15 protein-coding genes are annotated in these 19,158 nt (G+C 57.3%); 11 read left to right on the forward strand and 4 right to left on the reverse strand.

Features of this window, described 5'->3' with window-relative positions; translation table 11 throughout:
- Positions 1-217 precede the first annotated feature (217 nt).
- Genes tamA through ACWKX3_RS18405 form a run of 3 tightly spaced genes read left to right on the forward strand, consistent with a single transcriptional unit; the run spans position 218 to position 6,071 of the window.
- The gene (gene tamA, locus ACWKX3_RS18395; RefSeq protein WP_058609548.1) at positions 218-1,951 is read left to right on the forward strand and encodes an autotransporter assembly complex protein TamA; all 1,734 of its coding nucleotides are present in this window, start codon (positions 218-220) and stop codon (positions 1,949-1,951) included.
- A complete protein-coding gene (gene tamB / locus ACWKX3_RS18400) occupies positions 1,948-5,724 on the forward strand; it encodes an autotransporter assembly complex protein TamB (RefSeq protein WP_454542178.1) in 3,777 nt (1,258 codons plus the stop codon). Before tamA ends, tamB begins: the two co-directional genes overlap by 4 nt.
- 2 nt (positions 5,725-5,726) lie before the next feature.
- Positions 5,727-6,071: a gamma-glutamylcyclotransferase family protein gene (locus ACWKX3_RS18405; RefSeq protein ID WP_006179035.1), complete on the forward strand. Its 345-nt coding sequence runs from the start codon at positions 5,727-5,729 to the stop codon at positions 6,069-6,071.
- 165 nt (positions 6,072-6,236) lie between these two features.
- On the opposite strand, the gene ppa is transcribed toward ACWKX3_RS18405, so the two are convergent.
- Complete coding sequence (gene ppa, locus ACWKX3_RS18410; RefSeq protein ID WP_042322557.1) at positions 6,237-6,767, reverse strand: inorganic diphosphatase; 531 nt, start codon at positions 6,765-6,767, stop codon at positions 6,237-6,239.
- 308 nt (positions 6,768-7,075) lie between these two features.
- Here ppa and ytfQ point away from each other — a divergent pair, with 308 nt between their 5' ends.
- From ytfQ to ACWKX3_RS18435, 5 genes are all read left to right on the forward strand, one after another.
- Complete coding sequence (gene ytfQ, locus ACWKX3_RS18415) at positions 7,076-8,032, forward strand: galactofuranose ABC transporter substrate-binding protein YtfQ (protein ID WP_006179039.1); 957 nt, start codon at positions 7,076-7,078, stop codon at positions 8,030-8,032.
- Positions 8,033-8,134: 102 nt separating this feature from the next.
- A complete protein-coding gene (ytfR, locus tag ACWKX3_RS18420; RefSeq protein ID WP_006179041.1) occupies positions 8,135-9,637 on the forward strand; it encodes a galactofuranose ABC transporter, ATP-binding protein YtfR in 1,503 nt (500 codons plus the stop codon).
- Between the two features lie 10 nt (positions 9,638-9,647).
- Positions 9,648-10,673 (forward strand): galactofuranose ABC transporter, ATP-binding protein YtfT, encoded by a 1,026-nt coding sequence (gene ytfT / locus ACWKX3_RS18425; RefSeq protein ID WP_454542179.1) that lies wholly within the window; start codon positions 9,648-9,650, stop codon positions 10,671-10,673.
- Positions 10,660-11,658, forward strand: a complete 999-nt coding sequence (gene yjfF / locus ACWKX3_RS18430) for a galactofuranose ABC transporter, permease protein YjfF (protein WP_042322562.1) — start codon at positions 10,660-10,662, stop codon at positions 11,656-11,658. Before ytfT ends, yjfF begins: the two co-directional genes overlap by 14 nt.
- Before the next feature lie 96 nt (positions 11,659-11,754).
- The gene (locus ACWKX3_RS18435; protein ID WP_220710987.1) at positions 11,755-13,323 is read left to right on the forward strand and encodes a methyl-accepting chemotaxis protein; all 1,569 of its coding nucleotides are present in this window, start codon (positions 11,755-11,757) and stop codon (positions 13,321-13,323) included.
- A 34-nt stretch (positions 13,324-13,357) separates the two neighbouring features.
- On the opposite strand, the gene ACWKX3_RS18440 is transcribed toward ACWKX3_RS18435, so the two are convergent.
- Both ACWKX3_RS18440 and fbp read right to left on the reverse strand, forming a co-directional pair.
- On the reverse strand, positions 13,358-13,651 hold the full coding sequence (locus tag ACWKX3_RS18440; protein WP_058609552.1) for a helix-turn-helix domain-containing protein: 294 nt from the start codon (positions 13,649-13,651) through the stop codon (positions 13,358-13,360).
- A gap of 150 nt (positions 13,652-13,801) precedes the next feature.
- The gene (gene fbp, locus ACWKX3_RS18445) at positions 13,802-14,800 is read right to left on the reverse strand and encodes a class 1 fructose-bisphosphatase (RefSeq protein WP_006179046.1); all 999 of its coding nucleotides are present in this window, start codon (positions 14,798-14,800) and stop codon (positions 13,802-13,804) included.
- Positions 14,801-14,998: 198 nt separating this feature from the next.
- On the opposite strand from fbp, the gene mpl reads away from it, so the two are divergent.
- A complete protein-coding gene (mpl, locus tag ACWKX3_RS18450) occupies positions 14,999-16,378 on the forward strand; it encodes a UDP-N-acetylmuramate:L-alanyl-gamma-D-glutamyl-meso-diaminopimelate ligase (protein ID WP_454542180.1) in 1,380 nt (459 codons plus the stop codon).
- Between the two features lie 90 nt (positions 16,379-16,468).
- Here mpl and yjgA read toward each other — a convergent pair whose 3' ends face one another.
- The gene (yjgA, locus tag ACWKX3_RS18455) at positions 16,469-17,020 is read right to left on the reverse strand and encodes a ribosome biogenesis factor YjgA (protein ID WP_006179048.1); all 552 of its coding nucleotides are present in this window, start codon (positions 17,018-17,020) and stop codon (positions 16,469-16,471) included.
- Positions 17,021-17,115: 95 nt separating this feature from the next.
- Here yjgA and pmbA point away from each other — a divergent pair, with 95 nt between their 5' ends.
- Positions 17,116-18,468 (forward strand): metalloprotease PmbA, encoded by a 1,353-nt coding sequence (gene pmbA, locus ACWKX3_RS18460; RefSeq protein WP_006179049.1) that lies wholly within the window; start codon positions 17,116-17,118, stop codon positions 18,466-18,468.
- Positions 18,469-18,505: 37 nt separating this feature from the next.
- Positions 18,506-18,892 carry a cytochrome b562 gene (gene cybC, locus ACWKX3_RS18465; protein WP_006179050.1) on the forward strand — a complete coding sequence of 129 codons (387 nt, stop codon included), beginning with the start codon at positions 18,506-18,508 and terminating at the stop codon, positions 18,890-18,892.
- Positions 18,893-19,158 lie beyond the last annotated feature (266 nt).

Below are 19,158 nucleotides of genomic sequence, written 5' to 3' on the forward strand. Positions count from 1 at the left end.
TCCGGGGTAGCGATGTTTCGGTTAAGGTTGTCACGGCGCGTTTAATTGAACACAATAAACGCGCTGAATGAGTCTAGATTTAATCATAAGAAATATTTGGGTGTTAAACCCTTTTTCAACCCACGAATTGGGTTTTGGGCTGTAAAGCCGTGAGAAGCCGTGGAACGGCACTTCATTTTGCTTCCAGGGGTGGATACAGGGATATTCAGGAGAAAACGTGACAAAGATCCGCCAGTTATGTTTCGTCAGCCTGTTGCTGACAAGCGGGGTTGCCAGCGCGGCGAATGTCCGTTTGCAGGTTGAAGGGTTATCCGGGGCGCTGGAAAAAAACGTTCGTGCGCAGCTGTCAACGATCCAGAGTGACGAAGTGACGCCGGACCGGCGATTTCGCGCGCGCGTGGATGATGCGATCCGCGACGGTTTAAAGGCGCTGGGGTATTACGAACCGACCATCGATTTCGACCTGCGTCCGCCTCCGGCTAAAGGGCGGCAGGTACTCATTGCCCGCGTCTCGCCCGGGGAACCGGTAAAAATAGGCGGCACCAACGTGGTGCTGCGCGGCGACGCGCGTACCGACCGGGATTATCTCGACCTGCTGAGCACGCGCCCGCGCGTCGGCACCGTGCTTAACCACGGCGACTACGATCGTTTCAAAAAGTCATTAACCAGCGTGTCGCTGCGCAAAGGTTACTTTGACAGCCAGTTCAATAAAAGCCAGCTGGGCGTGGCGCTCGACAGACACCAGGCCTTCTGGGATATCGATTATGACAGCGGCGAGCGCTACCGCTTTGGGGCGGTGACCTTTGAAGGTTCGCAAATTCGCGAAGAGTACCTGCAAAACCTGGTGCCGTTCAAAACGGGCGATTATTACCAGTCGAGCGATTTGGCCGAGCTGAACCGTCGTCTGTCGGCTACCGGCTGGTTTAACTCGGTGGTCGTTGCGCCGGAATTTGATAAATCGCGCAAAACGAAAGTTCTGCCGCTGCACGGCGTGGTTTCGCCGCGCACGGAAAACACCATCGAAACCGGGGTAGGTTATTCCACGGATGTGGGGCCGCGGGTGAAGGCGACGTGGAAAAAACCGTGGATGAACTCCTACGGCCACAGCCTGACCACCAGCGCCAGCATCTCCGCGCCCGAGCAGCAGCTCGATTTTAGCTACAAGATGCCGCTGCTGAAGAACCCGCTTGAGCAATACTATTTGCTGCAGGGCGGCTTCAAGCGCACCGATTTGAACGATACCGAGCAGGACTCCACCACGCTTGCGGTCTCACGCTTCTGGGATCTCTCCAGCGGCTGGCAGCGCGCCATCAACCTGCGCTGGAGTCTCGACCACTTTACTCAGGCTAACGTCACCAATACCACCATGCTGCTTTATCCGGGCGTGATGATCAGCCGTACCCGCTCGCGCGGTGGCCTGATGCCAACCTGGGGTGATTCCCAGCGCTACTCCATCGATTACTCCAACACGATGTGGGGGTCCGACGTGGACTTCACGGTCGTGCAGGCGCAAAACGTCTGGATCCGAACGCTGCTGGATAAACACCGCTTCGTGATGCGCGGCAACCTTGGCTGGATCGAAACCGATGATTTTGAGCGCGTTCCGCCGGATCTGCGCTTCTTCGCCGGGGGCGACCGCAGTATTCGTGGCTATAAGTACAAATCAATCTCGCCGGAAAACGACAAAGGCCAGCTCACCGGGGCATCCAAGCTGGCAACCGGCTCGCTGGAGTACCAGTACAACGTCAGCGGCAAGTGGTGGGGCGCGATGTTCGTTGACGGCGGTGAAGCGGTTAACGACATCCGCAGAAGCGATTTCAAAACCGGCGCGGGCGTAGGCGTGCGCTGGCAGTCACCCGTCGGGCCTATCAAGCTCGACTTTGCCGTGCCGGTGGGTGACAAAGACGAACACGGTTTACAGTTTTACATCGGTCTGGGGCCTGAATTATGAGTTTATGGAAGAAGATTAGCCTCGGGGTGCTGATATTTATCGTGCTGTTGCTTGGTACGGTGGCGTTTCTGGTCGGAACGACCACGGGTTTACACCTGCTGTTTAACGCGGCTAACCGCTGGGTGCCGGGGCTGGAGATAGGCCAGGTCACCGGTGGCTGGCGCGATCTGCGTCTGAAAAACATTCGCTATGAGCAGCCGGGCGTAACGGTCAACGCCGGTGAATTCCATCTGGCGGTGAAGCTGGGCTGCCTGCGGGACAGCAAGCTCTGCGTAAACGATCTGTCGCTAAAAGATGTGAACGTGGCGATAGATTCGAAAAAAATGCCGAAGTCCGAGCCGGTGCAGGAAGAGGACAGCGGTCCGCTTAACCTCTCCACGCCGTACCCGATTGCGCTCTACCGGGTGGCGCTGGACAACGTCAATGTCAAAATTGACGACACCACCGTGTCGGTAATGGATTTCACCTCCGGCCTGCGCTGGCAGGAGAAAAACCTCACCCTGACGCCCACCTCCCTGCAGGGGCTGCTGATTGCCCTGCCGAAGGTGGCCGAGGTGGCGCAGGAGGAGGTGGTTGAACCGAAGATCCAGAACCCGCAGCCGGATGAAAAACCGCTGGGCGAAACGCTGAAGGATCTGTTTTCGAAACCAGTCCTGCCGGAAATGACCGACGTTCATCTGCCGCTGAACCTTAATATCGAAGAGTTTAAAGGCGAGCAGTTGCGCCTGACCGGCGACACCGATTTAACCGTCTTTAACATGCTGCTCAAGGTCAGCAGTATCGACGGCAACATGAAGCTCGATGCGCTGGATATCGACACCAACCAGGGTTCGGTCAACGCCACGGGCAATGCGCTGCTGCGCGATAACTGGCCGGTGGATATCACCCTGAACAGCGCGCTCAACATCGACCCGCTGAAAGGTGAGAAGGTGAAGCTGAAGGTTGGCGGTGCGCTGCGCGAGAAGCTGGAGTTTGGCGTTAACCTCTCCGGGCCGGTGGACATGGTGCTGCGCGGGCAAACGCAACTGGCGCAAGCCGGATTACCGATCAACCTGGAGATTGTCAGCCAGCAGCTTTACTGGCCGTTTACCGGCGAAAAACAGTTCCAGGCCGACGATCTGAAGCTGAAGCTGAGCGGCAAAATGACCGACTATACGCTGTCGTTCCGCACGGCGGTGAAAGGCCAGGGCGTGCCGCCCGCGACGATTACGCTGGATGCGAAGGGCAACGAGCAGCAGGTTAACCTCGACAAGCTCACCGTGGCGGCGCTGGAAGGTACCACCGAGCTGACCGCGCTGCTGGACTGGCAGCAGGCCATCAGCTGGCGGGGCGAGCTTAAGCTCAAGGGGATCAACACCGCCAAAGAGGTGCCGGACTGGCCGTCGAAACTTGATGGCCTGATCAAAACCCGGGGCAGCCTGTACGGCGGTACGTGGCAGATGGACGTGCCGGAAATCAAGCTCACCGGTAACGTGAAGCAGAACAAGGTCAACGTTGAAGGCGCGGTGAAGGGCAACAGCTACCTGCAATGGACGATTCCCGGCCTGCACGTGGCGCTGGGGCGTAACACCGCGGATATCAAAGGCGAGCTGGGGGTGAAAGACCTCGAACTGGACGCCACCATCGATGCGCCAAATCTCGATAACGCCCTGCCGGGCCTTGGCGGCACGGCAAAAGGTCTGGTGAAAGTACGCGGGACGGTGGATGCACCGCAGCTGCTGGCGGATATCACCGCCAATAACCTGCGCTGGCAGGAGCTGTCCGTTGCGCGCGTTCGCGTGGACGGGGATGTGAAATCCACGGACCAGATTGGCGGTAACCTGAACCTGCGCGTGGAGCGCATCTCCCAGCCCGGCGTGAACATCAACCTGGTCACGCTCGACGCCAAAGGCAACGAGAAGCAGCACGATCTGCAGCTACGGGTGCAGGGCGAGCCGGTTTCAGGGCAGCTTCATCTGGCGGGCAGCTTCGATCGCAAAGCGGCACGCTGGAAAGGGACGCTGGATAACACCCGTTTCAGTACGCCGGTCGGGCCGCTGGCGCTGTCGCGCTCAATCGCGCTGGACTACCGCAACGCCGAGCAGAAGATCAGTATTGGGCCACACTGCTGGACCAACCCGAATGCCGAACTGTGCGTACCGCAAACCATTGATGCCGGTGCAGAAGGGCGCGCGCAGGTGAATCTCAACCGCTTCGACCTGGCGATGCTTAAACCCTTCATGCCTGACACCACGCAGGCCAGCGGCGTATTCACCGGCAAGGCCGACGTGGCGTGGGACACCACCAAAGAGGGCTTGCCGGAGGGCAGCGTGACGCTCTCCGGGCGCAACGTGAAGGTAACGCAGGAGGTTAATGACGCCTCGCTACCGGTCGCGTTCGACACCCTGAACGTCAACGCGGAGCTGCGTAACAACCGCGCGGAGCTGGGATGGCTTATCCGCCTGACCAACAACGGCCAGTTTGACGGGAAGGTGCAAATCACCGATCCGCAGGGGCGGCGTAATCTCGGCGGCAACGTCAATATCCGCAACTTCAATCTGGCGATGGTCAACCCGATTTTCTCTCGCGGAGAGAAAGCGGCGGGCACCCTGAACGCTAACCTGCGTCTGGCGGGGGACGCGCAGGGGCCGCAGCTGTTCGGCCAGATGCAGTTGAACGGCATTGATATTGACGGGAACTTCATGCCGTTTGATATGCAGCCGAGCCAGCTTTCAATGAACTTTAACGGCAGGAGTTCGACCCTGGCCGGGGTTGTGCGCACGCAGCAGGGGCAAATCAACCTGAGCGGTGATGCGGACTGGAGCCAGCTGGATAACTGGCGCGCCCGCGTCGCGGCGAAGGGCAGCCGGGTACGCATTACGGTGCCACCGATGGTGCGCCTGGACGTGTCGCCGGATGTCGTCTTTGAGGCGACGCCAAGCCTCTTTACGCTTGATGGACGCGTGGACGTGCCGTGGGCGCGTATCGTGGTTCACGAGGTGCCGGAAAGCGCGGTGGGCGTCTCAAGTGACGAAGTTATGCTCAATGAAAATCTGAAACCTGTCGAACAGAAGAGCGCTGGCATCCCGATCAATAGTAATCTTATTGTGCACGTGGGGAATAACGTGCGTTTGGATGCGTTTGGGCTGAAGGCAAGGCTGACGGGCGATCTGAAAGTGGCGCAGGATCAGCAGGGACTTGGCCTCAACGGACAAATCAATATTCCTGAAGGGCGTTTCCACGCCTACGGTCAGGATCTGATTGTGCGCAAAGGCGAACTGCTGTTCTCCGGCCCGCCGGATCAACCACTGCTGAACATCGAAGCGATTCGTAACCCTGAGGCCACCGAAAACGACGTCATTGCGGGCGTGCGTGTCACCGGCTCTGCCGACGAACCGAAGGCGGAAATCTTCTCCGACCCGGCGATGTCGCAACAGGAAGCGTTGTCTTACCTGCTGCGCGGGCAAGGTCTGGATAGCGGTCAGAGCGACAGCGCGGCGATGACGTCAATGTTAGTCGGTCTGGGGGTTGCACAAAGTGGTCAGGTTGTGGGTAAAATCGGCGAGACGTTCGGCGTAAGCAATCTGGCACTGGATACTCAGGGCGTGGGTGACTCTTCGCAGGTAGTGGTCAGCGGCTACGTACTGCCGGGTCTGCAGGTAAAATACGGTGTGGGGATCTTTGACTCACTGGCAACACTCACGCTACGCTATCGCCTGATGCCTAAGCTATATCTGGAAGCAGTGTCTGGCGTAGACCAGGCACTTGATCTGCTCTATCAGTTTGAGTTTTAGCAATGCGAATATTTGTTTACGGCAGTTTACGCACCAAGCAAGGCAACAGTCACTGGATGACCAACGCCCTGCTGCTGGGAAATTACAATATCGAGAACTACCAGTTGTACAGTCTGGGCCACTATCCAGGCGCGGTTCCGGGAAACGGAACGGTACAGGGTGAGGTTTATCGTATTGATAATGCCACGTTAGCCGAACTTGATGCCTTGCGCACCAGGGGCGGTGAATACGCTCGCCAGTTGATCCAGACGCCGTACGGGAGTGCATGGATGTACGTGTACCAACGTTCGGTCGAAGGGTTAACGCTGATTGAAAGCGGTAACTGGTTAGACAGAGACCAGTACTGAGAAAAACAACGCCACCGCAAGGTGGCGTTGTTTTTTGTGCCTTTTACCGGATGACCCGGCCTGCATGTTCATTGCAGGACCGTGCAAGCGTAGCGCCGCCGGACGACACTCTCCAGCCATAAAAAAGCCCCGGCTCGCGGGGCTTTCAGCAATCGGCAGTAAGAATTACTTCTTAGCCGCACGCTCGAAGGACGCAACGATTTCTGCTTTAGCCGCTTCAGCGTTGTCCCAACCGTCAACTTTAACCCATTTGCCTTTTTCGAGGTCTTTGTAGTGCTCGAAGAAGTGAGTGATCTGCGCTTTCAGCAGCTCTGGCAGGTCGTTCACATCTTTAATGTGATCGTACTCTTTGCTCAGCTTGGTGTGCGGGACCGCAACCAGTTTGGCATCTTCGCCCGCTTCGTCGGTCATTTTCAGCACGCCAACTGGACGGCAGCGAATGACTGCGCCTGGCTGCAGTGGGTATGGCGTTGGGACCAGCACGTCAACCGGGTCGCCGTCCAGAGACAGGGTGTGGTTGATGTAACCGTAGTTGCACGGATAGAACATCGCGGTAGACATGAAACGGTCTACGAACAGGGCACCGGTGTCTTTGTCGATTTCGTATTTGATAGGATCTGCGTTGGCCGGGATTTCGATAACAACGTAGATGTCTTCTGGCAGTTCTTTACCCGCAGGGACGTTGAGTAAGCTCATGTCTGTGTCCTTTAAAATGGATGGTAAACAAGTGGCAGGTATTATAGCCAACTGGCGCTGAATGTCTCCGCCTGTTTTCGCCTTCTCTGCCCCGCAAGCCCACTTTTCAGACCCTTTCCATGACAGGAAAATCCATAAACTCAGCCGCATTTTAAATGCCGAAATGAAAGCGATTACAAACTTGTGATTAACGTTTTATTCACTTTTCTGAAGTGTGATGTAACGCAATCCGTTACATCTCGCATTGGCTATAGTTTTTTCGCAGAACATCTTTTAACCAACAATAAACACCCTACGAGGACGTTCATATGTGGAAGCGCTTACTTCTTGTCACAGCAGTTTCGGCAGCCATGTCGTCTATGGCGATGGCTGCACCCTTAACCGTAGGATTTTCGCAGGTCGGCTCTGAGTCCGGCTGGCGCGCCGCGGAGACCAGCGTGGCGAAAAGCGAGGCCGAAAAACGCGGTATCACGCTGAAAATTGCCGACGGCCAGCAAAAACAAGAGAACCAAATCAAAGCGGTACGCTCCTTCATCGCTCAGGGCGTAGATGCCATCTTCATTGCCCCGGTGGTCGCGACAGGCTGGGAGCCGGTACTGAAGGAAGCGAAAGACGCTGAAATTCCGGTCTTCCTGCTCGATCGTTCCATCGATGTAAAAGACAAATCTCTCTATATGACCACCGTGACGGCTGACAACGTGCTGGAAGGCAAATTGATCGGCGACTGGCTGGTGAAGCAGGTTGACGGCAAACCGTGCAACGTCGTTGAGCTGCAGGGCACCGTCGGCGCAAGCGTGGCCATCGACCGTAAGAAAGGCTTTGCCGAGGCCATCGCTAAGGCGCCAAACATTAAGATTATCCGTTCCCAGTCCGGCGACTTTACCCGCAGCAAAGGTAAAGAGGTCATGGAGAGCTTTATCAAGGCGGAAAACAACGGCAAAAACATCTGCATGGTTTACGCCCATAACGATGACATGGTGATCGGTGCGATCCAGGCGATTAAAGAAGCGGGCCTCAAGCCGGGCAAAGATATTCTCACTGGCTCTATCGACGGCGTGCCGGATATCTATAAAGCGATGATGGATGGCGAAGCGAACGCCAGCGTCGAGCTGACCCCTAACATGGCCGGCCCGGCATTCGACGCGCTGGAGAAATTCAAGAAAGACGGCACTAAGCCTGAACAGCTGACCATTACCAAATCGACGCTCTACCTGCCGGACACGGCGAAAGAAGAGTTAGAGAAGAAGAAAAATATGGGTTACTAAGCCAGTAAAATTGCCGGGTGGCGCTGCGCTAACCCGGCCTACGCTACGCTTTTTTGTAGGCCGGATAAGCGTAGCGCCATCCGGCTTGATGCAGGGGGAACCATGACCACCGAACACCATCAGGAAATCCTCCGCACAGAGGGCTTAAGCAAATTCTTTCCCGGCGTAAAAGCGCTGGATAACGTCGATTTCAGCCTGCGTCGTGGCGAAATCATGGCGTTGCTCGGCGAAAACGGCGCGGGAAAATCCACCCTGATTAAGGCGCTGACCGGCGTCTATCACGCCGATCGCGGCACCCTCTGGCTGGAGGGCAACGTCATTTCGCCGAAAAATACCGCCCATGCCCAACAGCTGGGGATTGGCACGGTGTATCAGGAAGTGAACCTGCTGCCGAATATGTCGGTGGCGGACAACCTGTTTATTGGCCGGGAACCCAGGCGCTTCGGTCTGCTGCGCCGTAAAGAGATGGAAGCGCGGGCCACGGCGCTGATGGCGTCTTATGGCTTCTCGCTCGACGTTCGCGAACCGCTGAACCGTTTTTCCGTGGCGATGCAGCAGATCGTGGCCATTTGCCGCGCCATCGATCTGTCGGCAAAAGTGCTGATCCTCGATGAGCCGACCGCCAGTCTCGACACCCAGGAAGTGGAAATGTTGTTCACCCTGATGCGCCAGCTGCGCGATCGGGGGGTGAGCCTGATCTTCGTCACCCACTTCCTCGATCAGGTGTATGACGTCAGCGATCGCATTACCGTTCTGCGTAACGGCAGCTTTGTCGGTTGCCGCGAAACCCGCGAGCTGCCGCAGATTGAGCTGGTCAAAATGATGCTGGGCCGCGAACTGGAGACCAACGCGCTGCAGCGTGCGGGCCGTACGCTTCTCAGCGATAAACCGGTTGCTGCGTTTAGCGGTTTCGGCAAAAAAGGGGTGATTGCGCCGTTCGATCTGCAGGTACGCCCCGGCGAGATCGTCGGTCTGGCGGGGCTGTTAGGATCGGGCCGCACCGAAACCGCCGAGGTGATCTTCGGGATCAAGCCTGCCGACAGCGGCAGCGCGCTGATCAAAGGCAAACCGCAAACCCTGCGATCGCCGCATCAGGCGTCGTGTCTGGGCGTCGGTTTCTGCCCGGAAGACCGCAAAACGGACGGCATTATTGCCGCCGCCTCGGTACGCGAAAACATCATTCTCGCCCTGCAGGCGCAGCGCGGCTGGCTCAGGCCGATCCCGCGTAGAGAGCAAAACGCCATTGCTGAACGCTTTATCCGCCAGCTCGGCATCCGCACCCCGAGCGCGGAGCAGCCCATTGAGTTTCTCTCGGGCGGTAACCAGCAGAAGGTGCTGCTGTCACGCTGGCTGCTGACCAAACCGCAGTTCCTGATCCTCGACGAGCCGACGCGCGGTATCGACGTGGGCGCGCACGCCGAAATTATCCGGCTGATTGAAACGCTCTGCGCCGACGGGTTGGCGCTGCTGGTGATTTCGTCTGAGCTGGAGGAGCTGGTGGGCTATGCCGATCGGGTCATTATCATGCGCGATCGCAAGCAGGTCGCCGAGATCCCGCTGGATAAGCTCTCCGTTCCGGCAATCATGAACGCCATTGCGGCATAAGGAGTTAATCGTGATGTCCCGTTCACTTTCGCACACTGGCGAGACAAAGCGCCGCTTCACCTGGCCAACCGGCACGCCGCAAATCATCGCGCTGCTGCTGGTTCTGCTGGTGGACAGCCTGGTTGCGCCGCATTTCTTCCAGATAATCGTGCAGGATGGCCGCCTGTTTGGCAGCCCGATTGATATTTTAAACCGCGCCGCCCCGGTGGCGCTGCTGGCGATTGGCATGACGCTGGTGATTGCCACCGGCGGGATCGACCTCTCCGTGGGCGCCGTGATGGCCATTGCCGGCGCGACGGCCGCGTCGATGACCGTTGGCGGCCACGGCCTGCCGATGGTGCTGCTTGCCGCGCTGGGTGCTGGGGTACTGGCCGGGCTGTGGAACGGCATTCTGGTCGCCGTGCTGAAAATACAGCCGTTTGTTGCCACCCTGATTTTAATGGTTGCCGGACGCGGCGTGGCGCAGCTCATCACCGCCGGGCAGATTGTCACCTTTGACTCGCCGAGCCTGGCGTGGATCGGCAGCGGCAATTTTCTCTACTTCCCGATGCCGGTGATTATTGCCCTGGTGACGCTGATCGTGTTCTGGCTCTTTACCCGCAAAACGGCGCTCGGCATGTTCATTGAAGCCGTGGGAATCAACATTCGCGCGGCGAAAAACGCCGGGGTGAATACGCGGCTGATGGTGATGCTGACCTACGTGCTAAGCGGCGTATGTGCCGCCATTGCCGGGGTGATCGTCGCGGCGGATATTCGCGGAGCCGATGCCAACAACGCCGGGCTATGGCTGGAGCTGGATGCGATCCTCGCGGTCGTTATCGGCGGCGGTTCGCTGATGGGCGGGCGTTTTAACCTGCTGCTCTCGGTGACGGGCGCGCTGATTATTCAGGGGATGAATACCGGGATCCTGCTCTCCGGTTTCCAGCCTGAGCTAAACCAGGTGGTGAAAGCGGTGGTCGTGCTTTGTGTGCTGATCGTTCAGTCGCCGCGCTTCGTCAGCATCATTAAGGGGATCCGGGGCCATGATAAAACGTAATTTACCGTTGATGATTACGCTGGGCGTGTTTGTGCTGGGCTATCTCTACTGCCTGACGCAATTCCCCGGCTTCGCCTCCACGCGGGTGATCTGCAATATCCTGACCGATAACGCCTTTTTAGGCATTATTGCCGTCGGAATGACCTTTGTGATCCTCTCCGGCGGGATCGATCTCTCCGTTGGCTCGGTGATCGCCTTTACCGGCGTGTTCCTCGCCAAAGCGATTGGCTTCTGGGGGATCTCACCGCTGCTGGCTTTCCCGCTGGTGCTGGTGATGGGCTGCGCGTTCGGCGCGTTTATGGGGCTGCTGATCGACGCGCTCAAAATCCCGGCGTTCATCATTACCCTCGCCGGGATGTTCTTCCTGCGCGGCGTAAGCTATCTGGTGTCGGAGGAGTCGATTCCGATTAACCATCCTGTCTACGACACGCTCTCCAGCCTGGCGTGGAAAATTCCCGGCGGCGGGCGGCTGAGCGCGATGGGGCTGCTGATGCTGGGCGTGGTAGTGATTGGGATCTTCCTGGCGCACCGTACCCGCTTTGGTAATCAGGTGTATGCCATTGGCGGTAGCGCCACCTCGGCGAACCTGATGGGGATCTCCACGCGCAGCACGACGATCCGCATTTACATGCTCTCTACCGGGCTGGCGACGCTGGCCGGGATCGTGTTCTCGATTTATACCCAGGCAGGCTACGCGCTGGCGGGCGTGGGGGTAGAACTGGATGCGATCGCATCGGTGGTGATTGGCGGCACGCTGCTCAGCGGCGGCGTGGGCACGGTGCTCGGCACGCTGTTTGGCGTGGCGATCCAGGGGCTGATTCAAACCTATATCAACTTTGACGGCACGCTAAGCTCATGGTGGACGAAGATTGCCATCGGCATTCTGCTGTTTATCTTTATCGCCCTGCAGCGCGGCCTGACGGTACTCTGGGAGAACCGCCAAAGTTCGCCGGTAACACGCGTAAACGTGTCGACAACAAAGTGATAACACACTGAATTTGCTTAAAGACTAAACATTTTCCGGTAGCGGCCGATACCCTTATTTTATGCCCAGAAATATCTCGCTACCGGAAATAATATCATGCTTAAAACGCTATCGATTCGTACCGGCTTGCTTTCTTTACTGGCCGTTATGACCCTTCTGCTGCTGATTGTCAGCGGCATTGGCATTTATGCCCTCACACAGAGCTCTTCTTCACTCCAGCGCATCAACCACCTTCAGGGTGAGCAGATGGTGCAGCTTAATTCGGGTTACACGCTGATCCTGCGCGCGCGCAATGAAGCGGGCCAGGCCGTCCGCATGATGGAAATCGGCATGCTCGACGACGCGGCAAACGCGGTGAAGAACATTCAACAGGAAGTCATACAGGCCCAGAAAACGCTGAAAGCCGTTATTAACGGCGGCGTGGCGGATACGCAGGGGCAACAGCTGCTGGACAAGGTCGCGGCAAGCCTTGCGGCCTATAACCAGCAGGGGATCAACCCGATGCTGAAAGCCCTGAACGACCAGAGCGCGGATGGCTACTACGATCTGCTGGAGAACGCCCTGGTGCCGGTGGCGAAGCGGTTTGATAACGATATGCAGGCGTTTCAGGCGTGGAGCGACGCGCGGGGCAAAGCCGAAGTGAACGCCGTGCAGGCGAGTAAAACCCGGGTGATGATCCTGATCGTGGTGGCGGCGCTGCTGACGGCGGGCATTATCGTGCTGGCCTGGCTGGTTCTGCGCCATATGCTGCTTAAGCCGTTGTCGGCCTCTATTGCTCAGCTGGAGCATGTGGCGGCGGGCGACCTGACGCATACGCTCAACGCCCCGGCAAGCCAGGAGTTTAACCGCTTAAATGCGGCCATCGAGGAGATGCGCCAGTCGTTGATGGGCTCGGTGCTGCGCGTGCGCGATGCCAGTTCGCAGATCGATACCGGCAGCCGCGAGCTTACGGCGGGCAACATCAACCTCGCCCAGCGCACGGAATCGACCGCCACGTCGCTGGAGCAAACGGCGGCCAGCATGGAGGAGATTACCGCGACGGTGAAACTCAACGCAGACAATGCGGAACAGGCGCACCAGCTGGCGAAAACTGTATCCGACACCGCCGATCACGGCAGCGAAATGGTCTGCTATGTCATTGAGAAGATGCGTGATATCTCCGGCAGCTCGGCGCGTATTGCTGACATCCTGAGCGTGATCGACGGCATCGCGTTCCAGACCAACATTCTGGCGCTAAACGCCTCCGTTGAGGCGGCGCGTGCGGGCGAGCAGGGGCGGGGGTTTGCGGTGGTCGCGGGCGAAGTGCGAAATCTGGCCAGCCGAAGCGCCGATGCCGCTAAAGAGATCCGCGCGCTTATCAGCGATTCGCAAACCCACGTGAATGAAGGGAGCGAGCTGGCGCAGCAGGCGGGGGAAACGATGGATGAGATCGCCACCGAAGTGCTGCGTATGACCAAACTGATGCGTGAAATCGCGACAGCGTCTCATGAACAGAGTCGCGGTATTGAGCAGGTCAATATTGCGGTCAATCAGATGGACGAAACCGCGCAGCAAAATGCGGCGCTGGTCCAGCAATCCTCTGCTGCGACGCGCTCGCTGGAAGAACAGTCGCGCGAATTATTGGCTGCGATGGCGTCCTTTAAGCTGACGGCACAAACGGCCTGAAAACAGGCCTCCACCCTGGTGCTTGCGCCAGGGTTTATATTGTCGCTGAATTAATCGCGCCAATATTATCGTGAATGCCGCCCATTAATATTTCCAGCGTGGCGGTTAACGCCAGTGCTTTTTCGGTGGGTTCAAGATACAGCCCTTTACGAATAAAGAGCGGCTCACTAAAGAGCTGCGTGAAACGCTTTAACGCCAGGCTCACTGCCGGGCGCGACATCTCCAGACGCACAGACGCCTTCGCCAGGCTTTTACAGCGAACCACCTCAATAAAGACAGGAATAAGATTTAAATCGATGCCGGTACAGGCTCGGGAATAGTTTTTCATCACCGGTATGCTCCAGGGAATATTTCATAAACTGTTATGAAAATAATGCAGGAGCGAGGATGCGGATTAAAGCGCCATTTTTATATTCATTTATACGGTTAACGATATAAATAAAAAGGGGAGCCGAAGCAGCTCCCCCTATTGCGTGCGTTATGCGTCCGGGTATTCGCGGATCATCCGCTCAACGTCTTCAACCATATGGTTGTTGCCGACGAAGAACGAGCGGCGCTGGTGCAGGCTTTCCGGCACGATGTCCAGAATGCGTTGCTTACCGTCGCTCGCCTTGCCGCCCGCCTGCTCGGCCAGGAACGCCATTGGGTTGCATTCGTACAGCAGGCGCAGCTTGCCGTCGGGGTGGCTGGCGGTGCTTGGGTAGAGATAGATCCCGCCCTTCAGCAGGTTGCGGTGGAAGTCCGCGACCAGAGAGCCGATATAACGAGAGGTATACGGGCGCTGGGTGGCTTTATCTTCTTCCTGGCAGAACTTGATGTACTTTTTCACGCCGTTCGGGAATTTGATGTAGTTGCCTTCGTTGATGGAGTAGGTGCTGCCTTTCTCCGGGAAGCGCATGCGCTCCTGACACAGGCAGAACACGCCCAGTGACGGATCGTAGGTGAACGCATGAACGCCACAGCCTGTGGTGTACACCAGCATGGTTGAGGAGCCATACACTACATAACCCGCGGCCACCTGCTGGCTGCCCGGTTGCAGGAAGTCTTCTTCCGTTACCGGCGTGCCAACAGGCGTGACGCGGCGGTAAATGGAGAAAATGGTACCCACAGAGACGTTAACGTCGATGTTAGAGGAGCCATCGAGCGGGTCCATCAGAACAACGTATTTTGCGTGCTCGCACCCTTCGAAAACGACGATTTCATCTTCTTCTTCAGAGGCGATACCCGCAACGATGTCGCGCGCGCGCAGTGCAGCTTTCAGTTTTTCATTTGCGAACAGGTCAAGTTTCTGCTGAACCTCGCCCTGAACGTTCTCGGCACCGCTGGCACCCAGGATATCGACCAGACCGGCCTTGTTGATATCGCGGTGGATGATCTTAGCGCCCAGCTTTATTGCCGACAGCAAAGCAGTCAGTTCACCCGTAGCATGAGAGAACTCGTGCTGCTTTTCGACAATAAATTCACCTAACGTTTTCATAACACTTTCCCTGCATCTTATGTGAGTAGAGCGATCGTATGTTCACTAAAACGACTAAAGCCCAACAATCTTAACAAATATTCAAATAGTAGCGCAGAGGTGAATCGCGCCAGCAAAATACGGATTTACCTGAAATGCGTTTCACACCCGCTGACATGTGAGTAAAATGTGCGCCACATTGAAGAAGGATAGTGACGTATGCGCATTCATATTTTGGGGATTTGTGGCACTTTCATGGGCGGCCTGGCATTGCTGGCGCGCGCGCAGGGCCACGAAGTGACGGGTTCGGACGCCAATGTGTATCCGCCGATGAGCACGCTTCTGGAGAAAGAGGGGATCTCCCTTATTCAGGGATATGATGCCAGTCAGTTAGAGCCGCAGCCGGATCTCGTCATCATTGGCAATGCCATGACCCGGGGTAATCCGTGTGTTGAAGCGGTGCTGGAACGCAATATACCGTTCATGTCTGGCCCGCAGTGGCTGCATGATTTTGTGCTGCGCGACCGCTGGGTCGTCGCCGTGGCCGGGACGCACGGTAAAACCACCACCGCCGGGATGGCGACCTGGATCCTCGAAGCCTGCGGTTACAAGCCGGGCTTCGTGATTGGCGGCGTGCCGGGGAACTTCGACGTCTCTGCGCGCCTGGGCGACAGCCCGTTCTTTGTCATCGAAGCCGATGAGTATGACTGCGCGTTCTTTGATAAACGCTCCAAGTTTGTGCACTACTGCCCACGCACGCTGATCCTCAACAACCTTGAATTCGACCACGCCGATATTTTCGACGACCTGAAAGCCATTCAGAAGCAGTTCCACCACCTGATACGCATCGTGCCGGGGCAGGGCCGTATCATCCTGCCGGAGAACGACATTAACCTGAAACAGACGATGGCGATGGGCTGCTGGAGCGAGCAGGAGCTGGTGGGCGAGCAGGGCCACTGGCAGGCGAAAAAACGTAACGCTGATGCCTCCGAGTGGGATGTGCTGCTCGACGGCGAAAAAGTGGGTGAAGTGAAATGGGGCCTGGTCGGCGAGCACAACATGCACAATGGCCTGATGGCGATTGCCGCGGCGCGTCACGTCGGCGTTGTGCCTGCGGATGCGGCGAAGGCGCTGGGCACGTTTATCAACGCCCGCCGTCGTCTGGAGCTGCGCGGTGAAGCGCATGGCGTGACGGTATACGATGACTTCGCGCATCACCCAACCGCCATTCTGGCGACGCTGGCAGCCCTGCGCGGCAAGGTCGGCGGTACCGCGCGCATTCTGGCGGTGCTGGAACCGCGCTCTAACACCATGAAGATGGGGATCTGCAAAGACGATCTCGCGCCGTCGTTAGGCCGCGCCGATGAGGTCTTCCTGTTGCAGCCGCAGCATATTCCGTGGCAGGTCGCGGAAGTGGCCGACGCCTGCATTCAGCCTGCGCACTGGAGCGCGGACGTAGATGTGCTGGCGGATATGGTGGTGAAAGCGGCACAGCCGGGCGATCACATTCTGGTGATGAGCAACGGCGGTTTCGGTGGGATCCATCAGAAGCTGCTCGATGGTTTGGCTAAGAAAGCGGAAGCGGCCATCGACGCGTAAAAAAAAGCCCGGTGGCGCTTGCGCTTACCGGGCCTACGTTCCTCTTCTTCCTCTCCCCTATGGGGAGAGGGCCGGGGTGAGGGGAACAGATTACTCTTCGTTCTCAGCCAGCTCGCGCAGATACTGGAAAATCAGGCGCGCGGACTTCGGCGGCTTATTCCCTTCTTTCTCTTTCTTCGCGTTGCGGATCAACGAACGCAGCTGCTGGCGGTCGGCATCCGGCCACAGGTTCAGCACTTCGGCTACTGCGTCATCGCCCTGTTCAATCAGACGGTCGCGGATTTGCTCCAGCTTATGGAACAACGCAACCTGCTGGTTATGACGGTTCTTGAGCTTATCCAGCGCCTGACGAATAGGATCGACATCGCGCTGACGCAGCATTTTACCAATCAGCTGAAGCTGGCGGCGACGGCCCTCTTTTTTGATTTTCTGTGCCAGTTCAATGGCGTCACGCAGATCCTGATCGAGCGGGATCTTATCCAGCGCGTTTTTACCCAGTTCTACCAGTTCCGCGCCAAGCTGTTTTAACTCTTCGGCGTCACGTTTAATTTCACTTTTACTGACCCAGATGATCTCATCATCTTCGTCTTCGATGTCATCACCGGGAACGTCGTCGAGCCAGTCTTCGGGCTGCTTAGTCATGTCAGGCTCCTTAAAAAAAGAGGCTAATGTTACCAGTTAAGACGCGCACTGAAAAACGGTTCTCTGTTAGACTTCAGTTAACTCTCTCTTACAGTATGGCATTTGCGATGAAAGTAACCTCACAAGTTGAAGCGCAGCGTAAGATTCTGGAAGAAGCCGTCTCCACCGCGTTGACGCTCGCTTCAGGTAAATCAGATGGCGCCGAAGTGGCGGTCAGCAAAACCACCGGCATCAGCGTGAGCACCCGCTATGGCGAAGTGGAGAATGTAGAATTCAACAGCGACGGCGCACTGGGGATCACGGTCTATCACCAGAATCGCAAAGGCAGCGCGTCATCCACCGATCTCAGCCCGGATGCCATCGCCCGTACGGTGCAGGCGGCGCTGGATATCGCGCGCTACACCTCGCCGGATCCTTACGCGGGCGTGGCAGATAAAGAGCTGCTGGCGTTCGACGCCCCGGACCTCGATCTTTTCCACCCGGCCGACGTTACCCCTGATGAGGCGATCGAGATGGCCGCGCGCGCCGAGCAGGCCTCTCTGCAGGCCGATAAGCGCATTACCAATACCGAAGGCGGCAGCTTTAACAGCCACTACGGTATTAAAGTTTTTGGCAACAGCCACGGCATGCTGCAGGGCTACTGCTCGACCCGTCACTCGCTCTCCAGCTGCGTGATAGCCGAAGAAAACGGCGATATGGAGCGGGATTACGCCTACACCATTGGCCGCGCACTGGGCGATTTGCAGTCGCCTGAGTGGGTAGGGGCCGAGTGCGCCCAGCGCACGCTGTCGCGCCTGTCTCCTCGTAAGCTCTCCACCATGAAAGCCCCGGTCATTTTTGCCAATGAAGTGGCGACCGGCCTGTTTGGTCATCTGGTGGGCGCAATTGCCGGCGGCTCGGTTTACCGTAAATCCACTTTCCTGCTCGACTCGCTTGGCAAGCAGATCCTGCCGGAGTGGCTGACCATTGAAGAGCATCCGCACCTGCTGAAAGGGCTGGCCTCTACGCCGTTCGACAGCGAAGGCGTGCGCACCGAGCGTCGCGACATTATTAAAGACGGTGTTCTGACCCAGTGGTTGCTCACCAACTACTCCGCGCGCAAGCTGGGGCTGAAAAGCACCGGGCACGCGGGCGGCATCCATAACTGGCGCATCGCCGGACAGGGCCTGAACTTTGAGCAGATGCTGAAAGAGATGGGCACCGGTCTGGTGGTCACCGAGCTGATGGGCCAGGGCGTCAGCGGCATTACCGGCGACTATTCGCGCGGTGCGGCGGGCTTCTGGGTCGAAAACGGCGAAATTCAGTATCCGGTGAGCGAAATTACCATCGCTGGCAACCTGAAGGAGATGTGGCGCAACATCGTTACGGTCGGTAACGATATTGAAACACGTAGCAATATTCAGTGTGGTTCAGTGCTTCTGCCCGAGATGAAAATTGCGGGCCAATAGATGTCGCCTGAGTAAATAATAAAAAAGGAAGTGAGCAATGCGTAAACACCTGTTAGCAATCGTCGCCGCGTCAACGCTGGTTCTTGGTTCTTCTGCGTTTGCCGCCGATCTTGAAGACAACATGGACATCCTCAGCCAAAACCTGAAGGTTGTGCAGAAAACGGACAATGCGTCTGAGATGAAAGACGCACTGACCAACATGCGTGAAGCGGCGCTGGATGCCCAAAAAGCCACACCGCCGAAGCTGGAAAATAAAGCCCCTGATAGCCCCGAAATGAAGGACTTCCGCCACGGGTTTGACGTGCTGGTGGGCCAGATTGACGGCGCGCTGAAGCTGGCGAACGAAGGCAAAGTGAAGGAAGCCAAAGCGGCAGCCGATGGGTTTGTGGCGACACGCAACACGTACCACAAGAAATACCGTTAACCGATCGCGCATCCGACAGACAAGCAGCGGGGGCCAATGGCCCCCGTTTTTTATGCGCGGTGATAAGTAAACCCTATCACCATCACATTTTTGCCTCACCGCCCCTGAACGTTTTCGTTTCCTCTGCCCGCATTTGACCGCCTGAATACGTGACATTCATCACGTAAATACAGCGGTTTATTCAGATTCACCGCATTTATGTGGCACAGATCACTGCCGCTGCTCGCCTTTCCACTTCGAAGTGGAAAACAACTCGCTACAAACAA

Source organism: Enterobacter sp. UPMP2052 (assembly GCF_053709675.1).

Bases quoted from the DNA above. Each gene is read 5' to 3' on its own strand.
- ACWKX3_RS18405 (WP_006179035.1), top strand. From the start codon at position 5,727: ATGCGAATATTTGTTTACGGCAGTTTACGCACCAAGCAAGGCAACAGT.
- pmbA (WP_006179049.1), top strand. From the start codon at position 17,116: ATGGCATTTGCGATGAAAGTAACCTCACAAGTTGAAGCGCAGCGTAAG.
- ppa (WP_042322557.1), bottom strand. From the start codon at position 6,767: ATGAGCTTACTCAACGTCCCTGCGGGTAAAGAACTGCCAGAAGACATC.
- tamB (WP_454542178.1), top strand. From the start codon at position 1,948: ATGAGTTTATGGAAGAAGATTAGCCTCGGGGTGCTGATATTTATCGTG.
- ACWKX3_RS18435 (WP_220710987.1), top strand. From the start codon at position 11,755: ATGCTTAAAACGCTATCGATTCGTACCGGCTTGCTTTCTTTACTGGCC.
- cybC (WP_006179050.1), top strand. From the start codon at position 18,506: ATGCGTAAACACCTGTTAGCAATCGTCGCCGCGTCAACGCTGGTTCTT.
- yjgA (WP_006179048.1), bottom strand. From the start codon at position 17,020: ATGACTAAGCAGCCCGAAGACTGGCTCGACGACGTTCCCGGTGATGAC.
- ytfR (WP_006179041.1), top strand. From the start codon at position 8,135: ATGACCACCGAACACCATCAGGAAATCCTCCGCACAGAGGGCTTAAGC.
- ytfQ (WP_006179039.1), top strand. From the start codon at position 7,076: ATGTGGAAGCGCTTACTTCTTGTCACAGCAGTTTCGGCAGCCATGTCG.
- yjfF (WP_042322562.1), top strand. From the start codon at position 10,660: ATGATAAAACGTAATTTACCGTTGATGATTACGCTGGGCGTGTTTGTG.
- mpl (WP_454542180.1), top strand. From the start codon at position 14,999: ATGCGCATTCATATTTTGGGGATTTGTGGCACTTTCATGGGCGGCCTG.
- ACWKX3_RS18440 (WP_058609552.1), bottom strand. From the start codon at position 13,651: ATGAAAAACTATTCCCGAGCCTGTACCGGCATCGATTTAAATCTTATT.
- fbp (WP_006179046.1), bottom strand. From the start codon at position 14,800: ATGAAAACGTTAGGTGAATTTATTGTCGAAAAGCAGCACGAGTTCTCT.